This is a genomic window from Homoserinimonas aerilata, from assembly GCF_006716125.1.
Classification (GTDB): domain Bacteria; phylum Actinomycetota; class Actinomycetes; order Actinomycetales; family Microbacteriaceae; genus Homoserinimonas; species Homoserinimonas aerilata.
This window is the reverse complement of record NZ_VFOM01000001.1, coordinates 90,669-108,672: the sequence shown is the minus strand read 5'-3', so window position 1 is coordinate 108,672 and position 18,004 is coordinate 90,669. Positions and strand designations below refer to the sequence as shown.

The 18,004-nt window shown below is 67.7% G+C and carries 15 protein-coding genes and 1 tRNA gene; 8 read left to right on the top strand and 8 right to left on the bottom strand.

Annotated features, from left to right (window positions below; translation table 11 throughout):
- The first annotated feature begins 112 nt into the window (after positions 1-112).
- The 3 genes from FB562_RS00485 to FB562_RS00475 all read left to right on the top strand — a co-directional run bounded on the left by FB562_RS00485 (position 113) and on the right by FB562_RS00475 (position 2,936).
- Entirely contained in the window at positions 113-805 is a 693-nt protein-coding gene (locus tag FB562_RS00485; protein ID WP_141879348.1) for a response regulator transcription factor, read from the top strand.
- A gap of 77 nt (positions 806-882) precedes the next feature.
- Positions 883-2,562 carry a sensor histidine kinase gene (locus tag FB562_RS00480; RefSeq protein ID WP_141879347.1) on the top strand — a complete coding sequence of 560 codons (1,680 nt, stop codon included), beginning with the start codon at positions 883-885 and terminating at the stop codon, positions 2,560-2,562.
- A gap of 83 nt (positions 2,563-2,645) precedes the next feature.
- Positions 2,646-2,936 carry a WXG100 family type VII secretion target gene (locus tag FB562_RS00475; protein ID WP_141879346.1) on the top strand — a complete coding sequence of 97 codons (291 nt, stop codon included), beginning with the start codon at positions 2,646-2,648 and terminating at the stop codon, positions 2,934-2,936.
- 160 nt (positions 2,937-3,096) lie between these two features.
- On the opposite strand, the gene groL is transcribed toward FB562_RS00475, so the two are convergent.
- The 4 genes from groL to FB562_RS00455 form a co-directional block, all read right to left on the bottom strand.
- On the bottom strand, positions 3,097-4,725 hold the full coding sequence (gene groL / locus FB562_RS00470; RefSeq protein WP_141879345.1) for a chaperonin GroEL: 1,629 nt from the start codon (positions 4,723-4,725) through the stop codon (positions 3,097-3,099).
- A gap of 129 nt (positions 4,726-4,854) precedes the next feature.
- Positions 4,855-5,928: a DUF3048 domain-containing protein gene (locus FB562_RS00465; protein ID WP_185740409.1), complete on the bottom strand. Its 1,074-nt coding sequence runs from the start codon at positions 5,926-5,928 to the stop codon at positions 4,855-4,857.
- Entirely contained in the window at positions 5,909-6,487 is a 579-nt protein-coding gene (locus tag FB562_RS00460) for a LytR C-terminal domain-containing protein (RefSeq protein WP_185740408.1), read from the bottom strand. Before FB562_RS00460 ends, FB562_RS00465 begins: the two co-directional genes overlap by 20 nt.
- A 58-nt stretch (positions 6,488-6,545) precedes the next feature.
- Entirely contained in the window at positions 6,546-6,851 is a 306-nt protein-coding gene (locus FB562_RS00455) for a DUF3263 domain-containing protein (protein WP_141879342.1), read from the bottom strand.
- 175 nt (positions 6,852-7,026) lie between these two features.
- On the opposite strand from FB562_RS00455, the gene FB562_RS00450 reads away from it, so the two are divergent.
- A complete protein-coding gene (locus FB562_RS00450) occupies positions 7,027-8,148 on the top strand; it encodes a heme/hemin ABC transporter substrate-binding protein (protein WP_246081283.1) in 1,122 nt (373 codons plus the stop codon).
- 124 nt (positions 8,149-8,272) lie between these two features.
- Here FB562_RS00450 and FB562_RS00445 read toward each other — a convergent pair whose 3' ends face one another.
- Positions 8,273-9,244 (bottom strand): DUF2332 domain-containing protein, encoded by a 972-nt coding sequence (locus tag FB562_RS00445; protein WP_141879341.1) that lies wholly within the window; start codon positions 9,242-9,244, stop codon positions 8,273-8,275.
- A gap of 59 nt (positions 9,245-9,303) precedes the next feature.
- The gene (locus FB562_RS00440) at positions 9,304-12,345 is read right to left on the bottom strand and encodes an HtaA domain-containing protein (RefSeq protein ID WP_141879340.1); all 3,042 of its coding nucleotides are present in this window, start codon (positions 12,343-12,345) and stop codon (positions 9,304-9,306) included.
- Between the two features lie 210 nt (positions 12,346-12,555).
- On the opposite strand from FB562_RS00440, the gene msrB reads away from it, so the two are divergent.
- Entirely contained in the window at positions 12,556-12,972 is a 417-nt protein-coding gene (gene msrB / locus FB562_RS00435) for a peptide-methionine (R)-S-oxide reductase MsrB (protein ID WP_141879339.1), read from the top strand.
- A 53-nt stretch (positions 12,973-13,025) separates the two neighbouring features.
- A tRNA-Thr gene (locus FB562_RS00430) sits at positions 13,026-13,102 on the top strand.
- 46 nt (positions 13,103-13,148) lie between these two features.
- On the opposite strand, the gene FB562_RS00425 is transcribed toward FB562_RS00430, so the two are convergent.
- The gene (locus tag FB562_RS00425; RefSeq protein WP_141879338.1) at positions 13,149-14,090 is read right to left on the bottom strand and encodes a DsbA family protein; all 942 of its coding nucleotides are present in this window, start codon (positions 14,088-14,090) and stop codon (positions 13,149-13,151) included.
- A 374-nt stretch (positions 14,091-14,464) separates the two neighbouring features.
- Here FB562_RS00425 and FB562_RS00420 point away from each other — a divergent pair, with 374 nt between their 5' ends.
- Entirely contained in the window at positions 14,465-15,559 is a 1,095-nt protein-coding gene (locus FB562_RS00420; RefSeq protein ID WP_141879337.1) for an ABC transporter ATP-binding protein, read from the top strand.
- 90 nt (positions 15,560-15,649) lie between these two features.
- Positions 15,650-16,939: a DUF4032 domain-containing protein gene (locus tag FB562_RS00415; RefSeq protein WP_141879336.1), complete on the top strand. Its 1,290-nt coding sequence runs from the start codon at positions 15,650-15,652 to the stop codon at positions 16,937-16,939.
- A gap of 38 nt (positions 16,940-16,977) precedes the next feature.
- On the opposite strand, the gene rlmB is transcribed toward FB562_RS00415, so the two are convergent.
- Positions 16,978-18,000 (bottom strand): 23S rRNA (guanosine(2251)-2'-O)-methyltransferase RlmB, encoded by a 1,023-nt coding sequence (gene rlmB, locus FB562_RS00410; protein WP_141879335.1) that lies wholly within the window; start codon positions 17,998-18,000, stop codon positions 16,978-16,980.
- Between the last annotated feature and the right edge of the window lie 4 nt (positions 18,001-18,004).

The window sequence follows — 18,004 nt, the reverse complement described above, 5'->3', positions numbered from 1 at the left end:
CATTGCGGTGTCTCACACTGGCGGCGCGATCGTGCCGCCCTCTCTCCTGACTCTACGCCCGCGAATCCGAAGCTTTCAGGCTACATTCAGCAAACGCGCAGATACTGGGCGCATGAGCGATGGACCCAAGATTCTGATCGTCGATGACGAGCCGAACATCCGCGACCTTCTCACCACCAGCCTCCGCTTCGCCGGTTTCGCCGTGCGCGCGGTCGGCAACGGAGCCCAGGCCATCTCGGCCGTGCTCGAGGAGGAACCCGACCTCATCATCCTCGACGTCATGCTCCCCGACATGAACGGTTTCGGCGTGACCAAGCGGCTGCGCTCCTCCGGCTACACCTCCCCCATCCTGTTCCTCACCGCGAAGGACGACACCGAGGACAAGATCACCGGCCTCACCGTCGGCGGCGACGACTACGTCACCAAGCCGTTCAGCCTCGACGAGATCGTCGCCCGCATCAAGGCCATCCTGCGGCGCACGATGCAGGACGAAGAGGATGCCATCATCCGCACCGGCGAACTCACCATGGACCAGGACACGCACGAGGTCACCGTCGGCAACGAGCAGGTCGAGCTGAGCCCGACCGAGTTCAAGCTGCTGCGCTACCTCATGCTCAACCCCAACCGGGTGCTCAGCAAGGCGCAGATCCTCGACCACGTCTGGGAGTACGACTTCAACGGCGACGCCGGCATCGTCGAGTCGTACGTCTCCTACCTGCGCCGCAAGCTCGACCAATACTCCGAGGAGCCCATCATCCAGACCAAGCGCGGCTTCGGCTACATGCTCAAGGTCGACAAGGCATAGTGCGCTCCGCACACACCGAGCACCGGATGCTGCGGGCACGAAGCGCGCACCCAGCCGCCACCGCGTAGCCTGACACTGTGAAGCACGAGCAGCCCCTCGACTGGTGGAGTTCCGTCTCGCTGCGCACCAAGATCACCGGGGTCACCGTCTTCATCGTGACGACCGGCCTCTTGGTGGCGGGCGTGGGAACGATGACGGTCCTGCGCACCTACCTGCTCGACATGGCGGATGCGCGCATCCGCGCCGCGGCATCCGAATTCACGACGCTCGAGATCGACGTCGACGACCCCAACGTCTGGGTGGGGCAGTCGATGTCGACCTACCTGGCCCTCGTGGACTCATCCGGTCGCCTCATCGACGACAACCTCGACCCCGCCGAGGAGCACCTGCAGCCGGATGTGAGTGAACTCACGCTGCCGTTCGTGATCAAGCAGGAGGGGCCTGTGACCCTCCAGAATCAGGCCCACACCAGCCAGACGCGCGTCATCGCCGTGCCCGTCGTGAACAAGCAGACGGGCGACGTTGCGAGCTTCATCGTCGGCGAGAGGCTCGACGGCGTCAACAACACGATCGGCCGCTACACGGCCATCTTCCTGGGGTTCTCCCTCGCGGTCGTCGTGCTCAGCGCCATCCTCACCAGACTGCTCGTGACCTCCACCTTCCGACCGCTGCGCGAGGTGGAGGCGACAGCCGCAGCCATCGCGGGCGGCGACTTCAGCCAGCGCCTCCCCGGCGCGACGCCCAACACCGAGGTCGGTCGCCTCAACCGGTCACTCAACGTCATGCTCGGGCGCATCGACCGCGCCTTCGCGGATCGCGCCAGAACCATCGAACAGATGCGCCGCTTCGTCGGCGACGCCAGCCACGAACTGCGCACCCCCCTCGTGTCGGTGCGCGGCTACGCCGAGTTGTACCGCATGGGCGCGCTGCCGACCTCCAACGAGGTGGCGCAGGCGATGGAGCGCATCGAGAAGGAGGCGATCCGGATGGGCGAGCTCGTCGAGGACCTCCTCGAGCTGGCCCGCGCCGACGAGAAGAAGCCCCTGCGTCTCGCCCCCGTCGACCTTCTGCCGCTCGCCTACGACGCATCGCTCGACGCCATGGCGCAGGCCCCCGACCGCACCGTGTCGGTGCGCGTGAGCGAGCCCGAGCTGCCCGCGGCCGACAACATCGAGGCGACCCCCGAGCCGACCGGGCGGCCGCTCACGACCGCGACAGGGCCGATCGCCTTCGCCGGTGCCCAGCTCGCCCGCCTGCGTTCGCTGCGCCAGCGCAACCAGCGCGCGACCGCCGGCGACGGGTCGACACCGCAGCCACCGCGGCCGCTCGCCCAGCTGGAGGCGTCCTCGCTCGTCGTGCCCGCCGTCATCCTCGGCGAGGAGAACAAGCTGCGCCAGGTCATCACCAATCTGCTCGGCAACGCGCTGCGTTTCACCCCCGCCGGCAGCCCCATCGAGCTTGCGGTGCGCGTCGACACGAAGACCAGCACCGCCCAGCTCGACGTCATCGACCACGGAGACGGCATTGCGGCGCCGATCCGCGAGAAGATCTTCCAGCGCTTCTGGCGGGCTGACACCTCCCGAGCGCGCGAGACCGGAGGCAGCGGGCTCGGCCTGTCGATCGTCGCCGCGATCGTGGATGCGCACAAGGGCAGCATCGACGTGCTCGACACGGAGGGCGGCGGCGCCACCTTCCGCCTCACCTTTCCCCTCCTCCCCGAAGACTTCGTAGCACCCTCCTCCACAGTCCAGCGCTGATCCGGGAACGAGCCGCGGATGCCCGCATACTCTTGCGAGCATCCGGCGGCCACCCGAGGCCCCGCGACACGACAGGAGAGACCATGACCCAGTACCGCGTCGACAGCGAAGCCGTCATCGCCGCAGAGGGCGCCGTGCGCGCCTCAGCCGGCCGCATCCAGGCGGAGGTGAACGGGATGCTCGGCCAGCTGCTCAACCTGCAGGGGTCGTGGTCGGGGCCCGCCGCCGCGGCCTTCCAGTCGGTCGTGAACGACTGGCGCGCAACCCAGCAGCGCGTCGACGAGAGCATCACCGGCATCGGGCAGGCCCTCGGCCGCGCCGGCCAGCAGTACGCCGAAGCCGAGCAGGCCAACGCGAGCCTCTTCGCGCGCTGACCTGCCCCGCAGGCCGCGCCTGAGGTCCCGCTCGCGGAAACGCAGAAGGGCGGCTCCCGAAGGAGCCGCCCTGTGCGGTGAACCAGGTTTCGAGACGATCGGCCGGAAGGGCCGATCACTCAACCCTGATCCGGTCAGACGCTGGCGCGTCTGCCGCGGATCAGAAGTCCATGCCACCCGAGGGGTCGCCGGCCGGAGCCGGGTTCTTCTCGGGCTTGTCGGCGACGACGACCTCGGTGGTGAGGAACAGGCCGGCGATCGACGCAGCGTTGAGCAGCGCCGAACGGGTGACCTTCACCGGGTCGTTGATGCCAGCGGCGAGCATGTCGACGTACTCACCCGTCGCCGCGTTCAGGCCGTGGCCGGTGGGCAGGTTGCGCACCTTCTCGGCAACAACACCGGGCTCGAGGCCCGCGTTGGTGGCGATCTGCTTGAGCGGCGCGTCGATCGCGACGCGAACGATGTTCGCACCGGTCGCCTCGTCGCCGAGCAGGTCGGTCATCGATCCGCCCGCGAAGGCGACCTCGCCGGCCTGGATGAGCGCGACGCCACCACCGGCGACGATGCCCTCTTCGACGGCAGCCTTCGCGTTGCGGACGGCGTCCTCGATGCGGTGCTTGCGCTCCTTCAGCTCGACCTCGGTCGCGGCACCCGCCTTGATGACGGCGACGCCACCGGCCAGCTTGGCCAGGCGCTCCTGCAGCTTCTCACGGTCGTAGTCGCTGTCGGTGTTGGTGATCTCCGAACGGATCTGCGCAACGCGACCGGCGATGGCCTCGGCGTCGCCGGCACCCTCGACGATCGTGGTCTCGTCCTTCGTGATGACGACCTTGCGGGCACGGCCGAGCAGGTCGAGGGTCGCGTTCTCGAGCTTGAGACCGACCTCCTCGCTGATGACCTGACCACCGGTGAGGATGGCGATGTCCTGCAACTGCGCCTTGCGGCGGTCACCGAAGCCGGGAGCCTTGACGGCGACCGACTTGAAGATGCCGCGGATCTTGTTGACGACCAGCGTGGCCAGAGCCTCGCCGTCGACATCCTCGGCGATGATCAGCAGCTGCTTGCCGGCCTGGATGACCTTGTCGACGATCGGCAGCAGATCCTTGATGTTCGAGATCTTGCCGTTGACGATGAGCACGTAGGGGTCTTCGAAGACCGTCTCCTGGCGCTCCGGGTCGGTGACGAAGTACGCCGACAGGTAACCCTTGTCGAAGCGCATGCCCTCGGTCAGCTCGAGCTCGGTGCCGAACGTGTTCGACTCCTCGACCGTGACGACACCCTCGTTGCCGACCTTGTCGATCGCCTCGGCGATCAGCGCGCCGATCTCGGGGTCACCGGCAGAGATGGACGCCGTGGCGGCGATCTCTTCCTTGGTCTCGATGGGCTTCGCCTGCGCGATGAGCGCCTCGGTGACGGCCGCGACGGCCTTCTCGATGCCACGCTTCAGACTGATGGGGTCGGCGCCGGCCGCGACGTTGCGCAGGCCTTCGCGAACGAGCGCCTGGGCGAGGACGGTGGCGGTGGTCGTTCCGTCGCCGGCGACGTCATCCGTCTTCTTGGCGACCTCCTTGACGAGCTCGGCACCGATCTTCTCGTACGGGTCGTCGAGCTCGATCTCCTTGGCGATGGAGACACCGTCGTTCGTGATGGTGGGGGCGCCCCACTTCTTCTCGAGGACGACGTTGCGACCGCGCGGGCCAAGCGTCACCTTGACGGCGTCGGCGAGCGTGTTGAGGCCACGCTCGAGGCCGCGACGGGCCTCCTCGTTGAAAGCAATGATCTTTGCCATGTGTTCCTCTCGTCCTTTCGGGACGTTACGAATTTGCAACAGCTTTGGCACTCCCGATGGGAGAGTGCCAGACAAGTCTGGCACTCGGACCCTGTGAGTGCAAGCTCACCGGGTGGGGCATCCGGAAGGCTACGCCGCAGGCGGAATGATCTCGACCGAGCCCTCGAGCGGCACGAGCTCCACCCAGGTGTTTCCGGCGCCCAGGCGCAGGACGATACCGTCGTCGCCCAGCAGCGTTATGGCATCCGTCGCTGCCGCCTTGTGCCAGCTGCCGTGCACTGTTCCGCCGCCCGTCGTCACCCACGCCTCGCCGCTTCCGAGCAACTCGGTCTTCGGAACACCGGTGCCATGCGTGATCGGAACCCGAACGGTCACCACATTCGTCGCCGAGAGCTGCGCACCCGAGGAGTCGAGATCGGGGGCGCCATCCTGAAAGCGCAGATAGCGACCGGATGCCGCGTCATAGCCCCACGCGGGGCGGAACCCGTTCGAGAAGGCCAACTGCAGCGTGCCCGTCGGGGAACCCTCCTTCGCGGCCGTCGACGAGGCCGCATCCAGCGAATAGGCGAACTGCTGCTTCGGCGCCGCGATGTCAGGCTGGGTGGCCAAGAATTCGCGCGCCTTCACGATCACATTGTGCGGGGCGCTGCGGTCGCCCGCCCGATACATGTAGGCGGCCGTGTCACCCTGGCCGTGGATGGCGTTGTACACGGGTGTGCTGCGCATCATGCTGACGAACTGCGGCTGCCCGCCCGCATAGAAGATGATGCCGCCGAAGGGCGACGCGATGTCCGGATCCATGGGCCGGATGGAGCGGATCGGGCCCAACTCCTCCGGGATATCGCTGTGCCAGACCGCCACATAACGGGTGATGCCACCCTCGACGAGCTCCTCGAAGACGATGTCGGTGCGCTCCAGGCCCAACTGCGGGCGCGCATCCCAGTGATTGTCGATCTTGGCGGCGACGGATGCGTGCGCCAGCGACCCGGCCTCGACCGTCGTGCCCCGCAGCGGTGCCAACTCGGTGGGTGCGGGCGGCTCGTAGGTGGAGGTGTAGTCGGGTGAGGCGGACGGCGTCGGCGACGGTGTCGGCAGCGCCTCGCATCCGCTGATCGCCAGCGCTGCGGCTGCCGCGACACCCCAGACCGCGAGGCTGCGGCGCACGCGGGCGCGCCGCCACGTGTCAGCCGGCTGGGGGCACATAGTCCGCACCGAGCAGCACCGTGATGGGCGACGCCGGGTAGTCATTGGAGAGCACGGCCTCGCCGATGCCCAGATTCTGGATGATCATGCGCACCGCCCCCTCATGGGCCGCATCGCTGTAGAACACCTGGGTGGTCGCGACGTCATCGGCGGCGGCGTTCGCCCGGCTGCCGGCGCCGAGAGCGGCACCCTCCCAGCCCTGGCTCACGAGCAGGTCACCCACCTCGGTGGCGAGGCCGCTCGTCGGCGTGCCGTTCAGGACGGAGATCGCGACGGTCGGGTCGAGCACCGGGTCGGCCTCCACCGCCGGAGCGGAGTCGCCGCCATCCGCGGTGCCCGGGTCGTTCACCGCAGTGTCGATGCCCGGGATCTTGATCTCCAGATCGGGCACGAGCAGCGACAGCCCGAACACGCCGCCCACGACGAGCACGACGGTGGCGAGCGCCGCCCAGCCGAAGCCGATCCACCCGCGCCACCGTTGCGCCGGGGCGCGGTGAGCGCCGACGCGCAGCAACTCGGCAGGGATGTCGTCGTAGCGGTCCTTGATCGGGGTTGCCATAGTTTCTTCCAAATGGTCGGGGCCTCGACGCCGGGCGGGTGGCGGGCGCCGTTCGGGCTCAGCCGCGAGCGGTAATGGGCGACGCCCCCGCCGGGTCTCCCCCGGACACGCCGCGCCGACGGCCGTCACGCAGCCGCCGAAGCCGCCTGATGAGCATCGGATCGTACTTGAGCGCGGCAGGCGAGTCGATTGCCGCATTCAGCACCTGATAGTAGCGGGCCGTGCTGAGGCCAAGCTCCACACGGATGGCCTCCTCCTTGGCACCCGGATGCCGCCACGGGCGACGCTCGAAGGCCAGCACCATGAGCTCCCGCTCGGGGAGCTCCTGGCCCTCGCCCTGATCGGCTCGCTCGGTCTCGTACATCGCCGCAATCCTAGGCGGGCACGCCCCGAAGCCGGGCAGGTCGCGCGGCAGTTCGCGAACAGGGAGACGTCCATGGTGATTTCAGGCTTCTTTGGTTAGGATTACCTAAGAGGTGCTGCCTCTCGCGCTGCAGCATCCGCGCCCCCTCCCAGCCCACAGCCCAAGGACTCTCCGCTTGTTCGCCCGCCCCAGCATCCGACCGCTCGTCGCCGCCATCGCCTCGATCGCCGCCATCGCGATGCTCGCGGGCTGCGCAGGCGGCACGGCCGGCGCCCAGGAGCCCGAGGCGAGCACGCCCGGCGCACAGTCGGTGCCGCTCGCGGAGCTCGACCTGCTCGACGACCCGCTCTCCTGGCACGGCGAATCGACCGCGATGCTCGCATCCGCATCCATCACCGCCGTCGAGGAGTCGCCCTCGCAGACGCTGCCTGCGACCGTCACCTCGCATGACCTCGACGGCGACACCGAGGTGACCGTCGACGAGACCTCCCGCGTTCTCGGCCTCGACATGTCCGGTTCGGTCGCCGCGACGATCGTCGGGCTCGGCTTCGCCGACAGCCTCGTCGGGCGCGACGTGTCGTCGACGTTCGCCGAGGTCGCGGACCTTCCCGTGGTCACCTCCGGCGGGCACTCCATCAACAACGAGTCAGTGCTCGCGCTGCGGCCGACACTCGTCATCACCGACGGCACCATCGGCCCCATCGACGTCATCCTGCAGCTGCGCGACGCCGGCATCCCCGTCGTGTTCGTCGACGCCGAACCCGGCTTCGACGGCGTCGGGCAGCTCGCCCGACAGGTTGCGGCGGCATTCGGCGCCCCCGACGCCGGCGAACTGCTCGCGACGGCGCTGCAACAGCAGATCGACGCAAAGGTCGCCGAGATCGCCGGCATCGCCCCGAAGGCGGAGGGCGAGAAGCTGCGGATGCTGTTCCTGTACCTGCGCGGCGGCAGCGGCATCTACTACCTGTTCGGCAGCGAATCGGGTGTCGACGACATCATCACGGGCCTCGGCGGCATCGATGTCGCCGCCGAGATCGGCTGGACGGGCATGAAACCGATGACCGATGAGGCCGTCATCTCGGCCCGGCCCGACCTCATCCTGGTGATGACCTCCGGGCTGGAGAGCGCCGGCGGCGTCGACCAACTACTGGACACGAAACTCGCGCTCGCGCAGACCCCGGCCGGCATGAACCGCCGCTTCGTCGACATGGCCGACGGGCAGGTGCTCAGCTTCGGGCCGCGCACCGCCGACGTGCTCGACGCGCTCGCCCGCGCCGTCTACGCGCCCGCGGCGTAGCCCCTCAACCCGCGAGACCACCCGCTGGTCGAGGTGCAATGGCGCGCAGCGGCATTGCATGAGGAAGCTCGCGGAGCGAGTCGATCAGTGGTCTACCGCTCCAGTCTCGAGACCGGCCGCCGAGCTACCCCGCGAGCGGCTCGAGTGTCTCGCCGTGCGGCCCCGCGTAGGCGAGCGGATGCCCGTCGAGCGCGAGCACGAATCGCCCTGCACCACTTCCGGCCGGCAGTCTCTCCGCCACGTCGGGCAGCACGGCTGAGCCTTCAAGCGACACCCAGGAGGCGTCGAGCCTGCGGATCTTCTCGACCAGTCGCATCCGCTGCGCGTAGGGAATGTAGACGAGTACACCCGCTGTGACGATGACGAGTGTTGACCCGTCGGGGGCGAGGCCGGCCACCTCGTCTAGTTTGTCTGCGGCGTCCCCGCGCACGAGCATCCGTTCGTCCGCCTGCGCGATCGTCATGGCGCTGCGCAGCCGGGCGAGGCGTTTGTGCTGCCCGGGCCAGATGAGTGCTTCGAGCCAGTCACGGTCGCGCGGTTCTGCCGGGTCGAGCGGTTCGAGGTCGATCCCTGCCCTCCACACGATTTCGGGCATCCGGAGCGGTTGGGGCGGGTTTCCGTCGCAGTGGAGGAGCAACTCGGATGGCCCCGCGGCGGGGTCGAGGCGTGTGGCGTTGTAGTCGTAGCTGTAGCGGTCGGGGTGCAGGCAGAGCCCGGCTGACGCCCCAAGTTCGAGCAGTGCGATCGGCCCGGGGATTTGTGCGAGCGCCGGCAGCAGTGCGGCGCAGCGGGCGGGCTCGTTGGTCTGCATGGGGCGCACCGCAGCTTCGGTCGCCACCTGCTGCCAGTTCTCGCGCAGGAACTGGGCGAGACCGTCGTAGTCGCCTTCTGCCGCGCCGATGAGGCGTGCTGTGGCGAGCACGAGGGGTGGTTGTCTTTTCTGTTCGGGAAGCGTGTCGATGAGGGCCCGGATGCTCACGTCGCCGGCGATTCCGTCGGCCCAGGCCTCGTAGACAGGCGAGACGCCGGCCACCTGTCGCGCGAAGTCCCGGTACCACTGCGCGGTGTCGCGTTCGGCGGTCGGGCGGGGGCTCATCTGTCGATCATGCCCCACCGGGTGCGCCCGGTGGGGCATGTCGTTGGGCTGGCGGCGGGTCAGCCCTGGGTGGCGCGGCGACGGACGATGATCACGACGGCTGCGGCGATCAGCAGCACCAGCAGCGCGAGTCCGGCCCAGAGCAGCCAGCCGAGGTCGGGGCCGGCGGAGATGGGCGTGACGGTCGCCTGCGGCTTTTCGTCGCTCACGCTGGTCGTGGCCGCGACCGCACACTCGGGGTCGAGGGTGGCCGTGAATGTGACCGGGTCAAATTCGGTTCCGACCTCGTAGGTGCCGAACGCGGCTGAGCCCAGCTCGGTGAGCGTGGCCGGGGCATCCTGAATGCTCAGCAGCGCGTCAGTGCTGTTGTCGGTTGCGGCGCTGAGGTCAAGCTCGACGAAACGCACCCCCGTCTGCTTGATCTCTTCGCCCTCCTGCGTGGTGCCGGTCACATCGAGCAGCACGTAGGCGGTGTCTGCGTCGATGATCTCGAGCCGCGGGTTGGCGACAGTGGTGTCGAGGATGCCGCCGTGGCCGGTGAATCGGATGGCTCCGGCGAATGCGATGTCGCCTTCTCCGGTAGCGCTGTCGTAGCCGCCGACGCCATCACTCCAGCTGAAGTCGGGCGTCTCGTAGGCTGCACCATCGCTGACGATCCATTCGCCGTTGGCAATGGTTCCGCTGATGTACGAGCGGAAGGCCTCCTTGAAACCCCAAACGAGCTTCGCATCCGTCACCGCACAGCTCGCGAGAGAGGTGAGCTTCGTGGATGCGGGGATGTCGATGACGACGCCGCGGTCGACGGAACCCTGCAGGGTGAGCGTGTGCTGGCCGGTGAGTCCGGCGGGCAGGGTGCCCGTCCAGCTCACACGCCCCGTGCTGTCTGCTGTGGCGTTGCGGTCAAGCACTGTGGGCTCGGAGTAGATGACGACAAGGATGCCCGTCTCGCCCGGCTGGAAGCCGTCGGCGGTGATGGTGATCTTGCCACCCTCCTTGACCTTGTCGGTGCCGCCGTCGACGATAACGCCTGTTGTTGCGGGCGGTGTCGCGGCCGGCTGTGCAGTCGCGGACTGTGTCACCGCCTGCTGCACGTAGGAGGCGATCACGGCGGTACCACCGCCGGTGTTGCCGGGCGCTCCGATGGTGAAGCTGAGCGGGTCGAGTGCTGTGCCTGCGGCATAGAAGGGGCTGCCGTTGAGGGCGAACGCCTGAGTGCCCTGCGCGGTCAGTGTCGCCGGAACGCCTGAGTAGGTCACTGCGGCGCCGCTCTCGCTGCGGCTCCCTGCCGCAAGGTTGAGGCTGGCGATTGCGATGCGGCTCCCGTTGCTGCTGACGTAGAGGGTGCCACTGGTGGCGGAGTCGACCTGCACGACGGGGTTAGCGAATGTCAGGTCGAGCACCCCGGCGTGACCGGTAAAGCGCACCGAGCCGGAGTAGTTCGCGGTGCCGACCCCGGCATCCTTGGTGAAGCTACCCCCTGCGGCCTGGCCGAAGACGAAAGCGCCTCCGGATGCTCGTGCGCCGGTCGTGCTGATGCTGCCGTGGGCGACGGAGCCGGTCACGTAGCTGCGGAACGAGTCCTTGACACCCCAGGTGAGCGAACCGGCCGTCGTCGGAACGACAACCTCAGGCGTCGTCGGCGGAGTCACAGGCGGTGTGACCGGTGGCGTCACGGGCGGGGTGACGGGCGGGGCTGCCGTCGCGAACGCGATCGGCACGGCGAGCTCGTTCGCCGCCTGCACGACACCTCCCGCACCGGAGGTGAACACGGCGAGCGTCGCACCTGCGCGGGCGACGGCGTCAAGCTTCGCCTTCGTCACCTCGACCGTCCAGCTGAAGTCGGCCGTGCCGTCGCCGTTGTCGCTCCACACCGTGTAGCTGGGCGCCGCGCCCTCCTCCTTCACCCACGTCGAGTAGGCATTCGAACGGGATGCGGATGCCGCGTCCTCACTCGGCTGCCAGTTCGCGTCGAGGTAGCCGATCTGTGCGTAGATGCCGGCCTCGTTGACCACACCCGGGCGCACATGCGTGTTCACGAACCCGGTCACGATGTTGGTGCCGGTGACGGTGATCGTCTCACCGGCCGGATTCAGACCGGTGACCTTCGAGACCGTCAGGCTCGGGGCATCCGTCGCCGTCGCGAACGACAGCGGGGTGTAGGTCTCGAATGCCGCGACCTTGGCGCCGCTACCGGCATAGCTGTAGATGCCGTAGTTGCCGGCAAGCGCCTCATTCGCCTCCGTAGCGGAGACGGTCAGCTCGATCGAGAAGGAACCATCGGGGTTCAGTGCGACAGCACCGGCACCCGTGCCGCCGATCGTTGCGACATCCTCCGGCATGACAACCCACTTCTGCTGGCCATCGAGCACCTTGCGCGCCGAGGACGCGGCACCCTCACTCGGCTTCCAGGCATCGGCGAACTTGCCGAACACCACATAGGCGCCCGCGAATTTGTCGGCCAGCGGCGGGCGGGCACCGTTCGTCGCCGTGCCATCCGCAACGAAACCGGTACCGGTCACCGTGATCGTCTCACCCGCAGCATCCAGACCGGCCGCCTTCGACACCGTCACCGTCGGGGCTGCCGGCGCCTCCGGCTCAGGCTCAGGCTCCGGCTCGGGCTCGGGAGCCGCGGCGAACATGATCGCCGTGGTGGAATTCTGCGACGGGTCAGACACCCCCAGACCATGTGCCTTTGACGTGTAGACGGCGTACGCCGGCGCGGCCTCAGTGGGCGCAGGCACGGTGAACGTCACGGAGAAGGAGCCATCCGCCTGAAGCGGCGCAGTACGCCCCATCCCAGATGAGCCCTCCGCGTTGTCGGCGGCCACCCAGACGGTCTCGAGCATCGAGCCCGTGTAGAAACCGGTCTGCCCGGCCGAGCCGAGCCCGACATACACTCCGACCCCGGCAGGATCGAACCCTGTTCCGACAACCGTCACCGCACCACCATCGCTGGGAGCAGTTGAGGCAGTCAGCACCGGACTTTCCACCGCACTCGCCGGGGCGGCTGCAACGAGTGTGCCGCCGAGGGCGACGAGCAGAGCAATGAGCAGGGCGAGTGCGGCGCGCAGGGGCTGCGGGCGCGCGAACGAGATATTCACGACGGATGTGCTCCAGTGGGTGCTGTGGGGTGCGGTGCCGACGATCGGCGAACTTAGGCATGCCTAAGCTAAATCGACTCTAGTGGGCTGCGGCATCCGGAGTCAAAAAATTCCTTAGGGTGCCCTAAGTTTCCCGGCGTAATGCGGAACAAACCGGGCCCGCGCACGCTTAAGCTAAATGAACCCCCCACTCCTCCGGAAGGTAGCGCCATGAGCAAGCCCACCAGCGACAACTACAAGGTCACCAAGACCGAGGACGAGTGGCGCGCCGAACTCGGCGAGGAGCGCTACCAGGTGCTGCGCCAGGCCGGCACCGAACGGGCCTGGTCGGGCGAGCTTCTCGACGAGAGCCGCGCCGGCGTCTACACCTGTGCCGCGTGCAACGCCGAACTGTTCAAGAGCGGAACGAAGTTCGAATCCGGATGCGGATGGCCCAGCTTCTACGAGTCGGTCGACCCGGATGCCGTCAAGCTGATCGAAGACATAAGCCTCGGCATGGTCCGCACGGAGGTGCGCTGCGCCACCTGCGGCTCGCACCTCGGCCACGTCTTCCCTGACGGCTTCGGCACCCCCACGGGTGACCGCTACTGCATGAACTCGCTCTCCCTCAACTTCGAAGAGAAGTAGGAAGCGCCCGGGCCACCTCCGCTACTATTGCGGAGGTGCGCTCGCGCACGCCCGCCTCCTTAGCTCAGTTGGCCAGAGCATCGCTCTTGTAAAGCGAGGGTCATCGGTTCGAATCCGATAGGAGGCTCCACCAGCCGCCCTACGGCACGCCCCGTGGTGTGCGCGTCGGCAGCGGGCTACTCCGCGGGTGCTTCCGCCGACGGACTCGGGCTCGTGCTCGGCTCCATGGTGGCCTTCAGCTCGTCGCTGAATGCATTGCCGCTGGCGGTGCTCACGAACTTGGCGAACACCGTCGCATCCGTGATGTCACCGGTGAACTGCACGCCGTTGACGAACACGGTAGGGGTGCGCTCGATCTTCTCCACGTCGACGCCGGGAAGCGGCCCCTCGAAGGCGCGCGCCGTGGCCGCATTCACCCACTTCTTGAAGCGGTTGTCCTTGATGCACGACTCGATGGCTGATGAGCTCTTCACTCCGGCGTCGCCGACGATGCCGATCAGCTGCTCATCGTTCAGCCCCTCGGTTCCCTCCGCGGGCTGCTCGGCGAAGAGCAGCGAGCTGAAGTCGAAGTACTGGTCGGGTGCGTAGTTGGCGACGCAGGCGGCCGCATTGGCGGCACGGCTGGAGTACTTGGTACCCAGCGAGGAGCGGTCGAGGAACGACACCGGGTGGATCTCGACCGTCGCGGCACCGCTCTGCACCCAGGTGGCGATCTGCTCGTTGTTGGCCTTCTCGAACGCTCCGCAGGCGGGGCAGAAGTAATCGAGGTAGATGCGGATGTCGACGACCTCCGGGTCATCGCTCGGCACCGACGGCACCGGCTCCTGTTCGGGCTGCAGCGCGGCCGTGCGATCCGCCGTGAAGTCGGCGCCGATCCGGATGCCATCGCTCAGCATGTTCAGCGGGCCCGGGTTCGGCTTGGGGATATTCGAGACGATGACGAGCACGACGACGACGATGACCGCCAGCACGCCGACGATGACGCCACCCTGGATCAGCGCACGATTGCGCTTCTCCTTCTTCTTCTGCTCGAGCCGACGAAGCTTCGCCTTGTCACGCGCGGCGACACGTTTCTCGTTCTTGCTCGGCTGGGCCCCACCCGAAACGCCGTACGTCATCAAACCTCACTAAGACCTTCTTGGAAATGCACGTCACGGGCCGAGGGCTCGCAGCAGGACGGCTGTCGTCGTGCAGTCCCCATCCCCCGCAGGAAGCGGGAGTCAGCGGGAGCGGTAAGCGGCCGCGCGGGACTCTACGATGCTAAACAGCCAGTCTGGGAGTTGGCCAGACGGATGCTGCACAATCCTAGCCAGCCGCTCACCGCATCCTGACCCCCAGGACGGGGGCATACAGCCCACTCCTCCCCCGCGGGGTGCGCTTCGCCCCCACCATGGCATAATGAGGCGCAGTGTCTGCCGCCCCGGCGGCGGGCCATCATCCATTCACTACGGATCGTCCGGCACGTACCTGCCGGTGAAGGAGAAATACAGTCATGGCATCTGTCACCTTTGACAAGGCAACCCGCCTCTACCCGGGTTCCACCCGCCCCGCGGTCGACCAGATCGACCTTGAGGTCGCCGACGGCGAGTTCCTCGTACTCGTCGGCCCCTCCGGTTGTGGAAAGTCCACGACCCTGCGCATGCTCGCCGGCCTCGAAGAGGTCAACGATGGCCGCATCATGATCGGCGACCGCGACGTCACCGACGTGCCGCCGAAGGACCGCGACATCGCGATGGTGTTCCAGAACTACGCGCTCTACCCGCACATGACGGTCGCCGAGAACATGGGCTTCGCGCTCAAGATCGCCGGCGTCAACAAGGACGAGCGTGCCGCCCGCGTGCTCGAGGCCGCCAAGCTGCTCGACCTGGAGCCGTACCTGGGCCGCAAGCCGAAGGCCCTCTCGGGTGGTCAGCGTCAGCGCGTCGCCATGGGCCGTGCGATCGTGCGCAGCCCCCAGGTGTTCCTCATGGACGAGCCGCTGTCGAACCTCGACGCGAAGCTGCGCGTTCAGACCCGCACGCAGATCGCGTCGCTCACGCGTCGTCTCGGCGTCACCACCGTCTACGTCACGCACGACCAGACCGAAGCGCTCACCATGGGTGACCGCATCGCCGTGCTGAAGGATGGCGTGCTGCAGCAGGTCGGCACCCCGCGCGAGCTGTACGCAGAGCCGAAGAACGTGTTCGTCGCCGGCTTCATCGGCTCGCCCGCCATGAACCTGTTCCCCGCCGACCTGATCGAGGGTGGCCTCAAGTTCGGCACCAGCAGTGTCGCGCTCGACCGCGATGTTCTCTCCAGCGCCAGCGGCTCAAGCGTCACCATCGGTGTGCGCCCCGAAGACGTCGTCGTCTCGAACACCGGCGAGGGCCTCCCCGTCGAGGTCGACATCGTCGAGGAGCTCGGCGCCGACGGCTACCTGTACGGCCACACCGAGGTGAACGGCGACCGCGTGGACATCGTCGCTCGCGTCGACGGCCGCAGCCACCCGAGCACGGGCGACAAGGTGTTCATCCTGCCGACGCCGCAGCACGTTCACGTGTTCGACACGGCCAGCGGCGAGCGCCTCAGCAAGCCCATCGAGGACTGAGCAGAAAAACCATCGGGTGAGCCTGCCGGAATCCGCCCAGCGCGGCATTCCGGCAGGCTCATTCCTTTCACCGCACCGTTAGGACCTCAGATGGCAGGCTCACTCAGCATCACCTCCGCCACCGTCGACTCGGCGCTGCTCGACCTCCCCTGGGATCTGCCGCTCGACCTGTGGCCCGACGATGTGATCGCGGCCCTCCCGAAGGGCATCTCCCGCCACCTGGTGCGCTTCGCCCACCTGAGCGGCTACGTGATCGCCATCAAGGAGACATCCGAGGAGTTCGCCAAGGGCGAGTACGACATGCTGCGCACGCTGCAGCGCCTCGACATCCCCTGCGTGGAGCCGGTCGCCGTCATCACCAACCGCACGGATGCTGAGGGCGAACCACTCGATGCGGCGCTCGTCACGCGTCACCTCAAATTCTCGCTCCCGTACCGCGCCCTCTACTCGCAGACGCTGCGGCCCGAGACGGCGACGAGGCTCGTCGACGCGCTCGCCGTGCTGCTGGTGCGCCTGCACATCATCGGCTTCTTCTGGGGTGACGTCTCGCTCTCGAACACGCTGTTCCGCCGGGATGCCGGCTCCTTCGCGGCCTATCTGGTCGACGCCGAGACCGGCAAACTGTACGGCAGCCTCTCCAACGGGCAGCGCGAGCACGACCTCGAGATCGCGCGGGTCAACATCGCGGGCGAGCTCCTCGACCTCGCCGCCGGCAACCGCCTCGACGAGAACCTCGACCCGGTCGAGGTGAGCAACGGCATCGTCGCCGCCTACCGCAGCCTGTGGACCGAGCTGACGGGCGCAGAGTCATTCGAGGCATCCGAACGCTGGCGCATCACCGAGCGGGTCGACAGGCTCAACGAGCTCGGCTTCGACATAGAAGAGCTCGCCATCAAGACGGATGAGTCGGGCACGAAGGTGCGCATCCAGCCGAAGGTCGTGGATGCGGGCCACCACCAGCGCAGGCTGCTGCGGCTCACAGGGCTCGACGCCGGCGAGAATCAGGCGCGACGCCTGCTCAACGACCTCGACTCGTACACCGCCACCTACAACAAGCAGGATCTCGACGAGGAGATGGTCGCGCACGAGTGGCTCGCGCAGGTGTTCGAGCCGATCGTGCGTGCGATCCCGCGCGACCTGAAGGGCAAGCTGGAGCCGGCCGAGGTGTTCCACCAGCTGCTCGACCACCGCTGGTTCATGTCACAGCAGGAGGCGCGAGACGTTCCGCTCGCGGAGGCCGTCACCTCCTACGTGGACACGATCCTGCGGCACCGGCGCGACGAGGCCACCGTCATCGACCCCGTCACCGGCACCATCACAGTGCCCATCGCCGTCATCCGCGATGATGACGACGAGGTCGACTGGCGCACGCTCGTCTGACGCGTGAACATCCGAACGATCCGGTCAGCCCTGACGGGTTACCTCTTCTTCTTGGCCTCAGCACGGAGCTTCGAGATCTCGTAGAGCGTGACACTGGCCGCGATTCCGGCGTTCAGCGACTCCGTCGACGCGCTGATCGGAATCGACACGACAGCGTCACAGGTCTCCGTCACGAGACGCGACAGCCCCTTGCCCTCGCTGCCGACCACGATCACGATCGGCTCGCCAGCCCAGCTGAGCCCGGGCAGCTCCACATCGCCGCCGCCGTCGAGCCCCAGCACGAACACACCGCGCTCCTTCAGCGCCTTGAGCGTCTGCGTCAGGTTCGCCGCCATCGCGACGGGCGTGCGCGCGGCCGCTCCGGCCGAGGTCTTCCAGGCAGAAGCCGTCATGCCCACCGAACGACGCTGCGGCACGATGACGCCCTGGCCACCGAACGCGGCAACAGAACGGATGATCGCACCCAGATTGCGCGGGTCGGTGATGCCATCGAGCGCCACGAAGAGAGGCTTCTGGCCGCGCGCGACAACCTTCTCGAACAGCTCCAGCGGGTGCTCGTACTCGTACGGCGGAACCTTCAGTGCCACCCCCTGATGCACGGCGTCGAAGCCGGCGAGACGGTCGAGCTCCGGGCGCATGACCTCGAGCACGGGCAGGCCACGCTTCGTGGCGAGACCCATGATCTCCTTCACGCGGTCGTCGTACTCGATGCGGGTGGCAACGTAGAGCGTCGTGGCGGGGATCTTCGCCCGCAGCGCCTCAACCACAGAATTGCGGCCCGTCACGACCTCCACCTGGGCGGAGCCGTCATTCGTCTTGGCCCGCGGCGCGCGCTGCTGACGCGGCGCAGCATCCGGAGTCGGGCGACCGCCGCGCTTCTCATTCAGGCGATCCTGCGCGATCTTGCGCTTGCCGGCGGGGTGGTACGGCCGATCCTCAGCCTTCGGCGTCGGCTTGCGCCCCTCGAGCGCCTGGCGGCCCTGCCCGCCAGAGCCCACCTGGGGTCCCTTGCGGCCTTTGCGCACAGCGCCTGCGCGAGGCTTGTTTCCGCTGCTCTTCATGGGT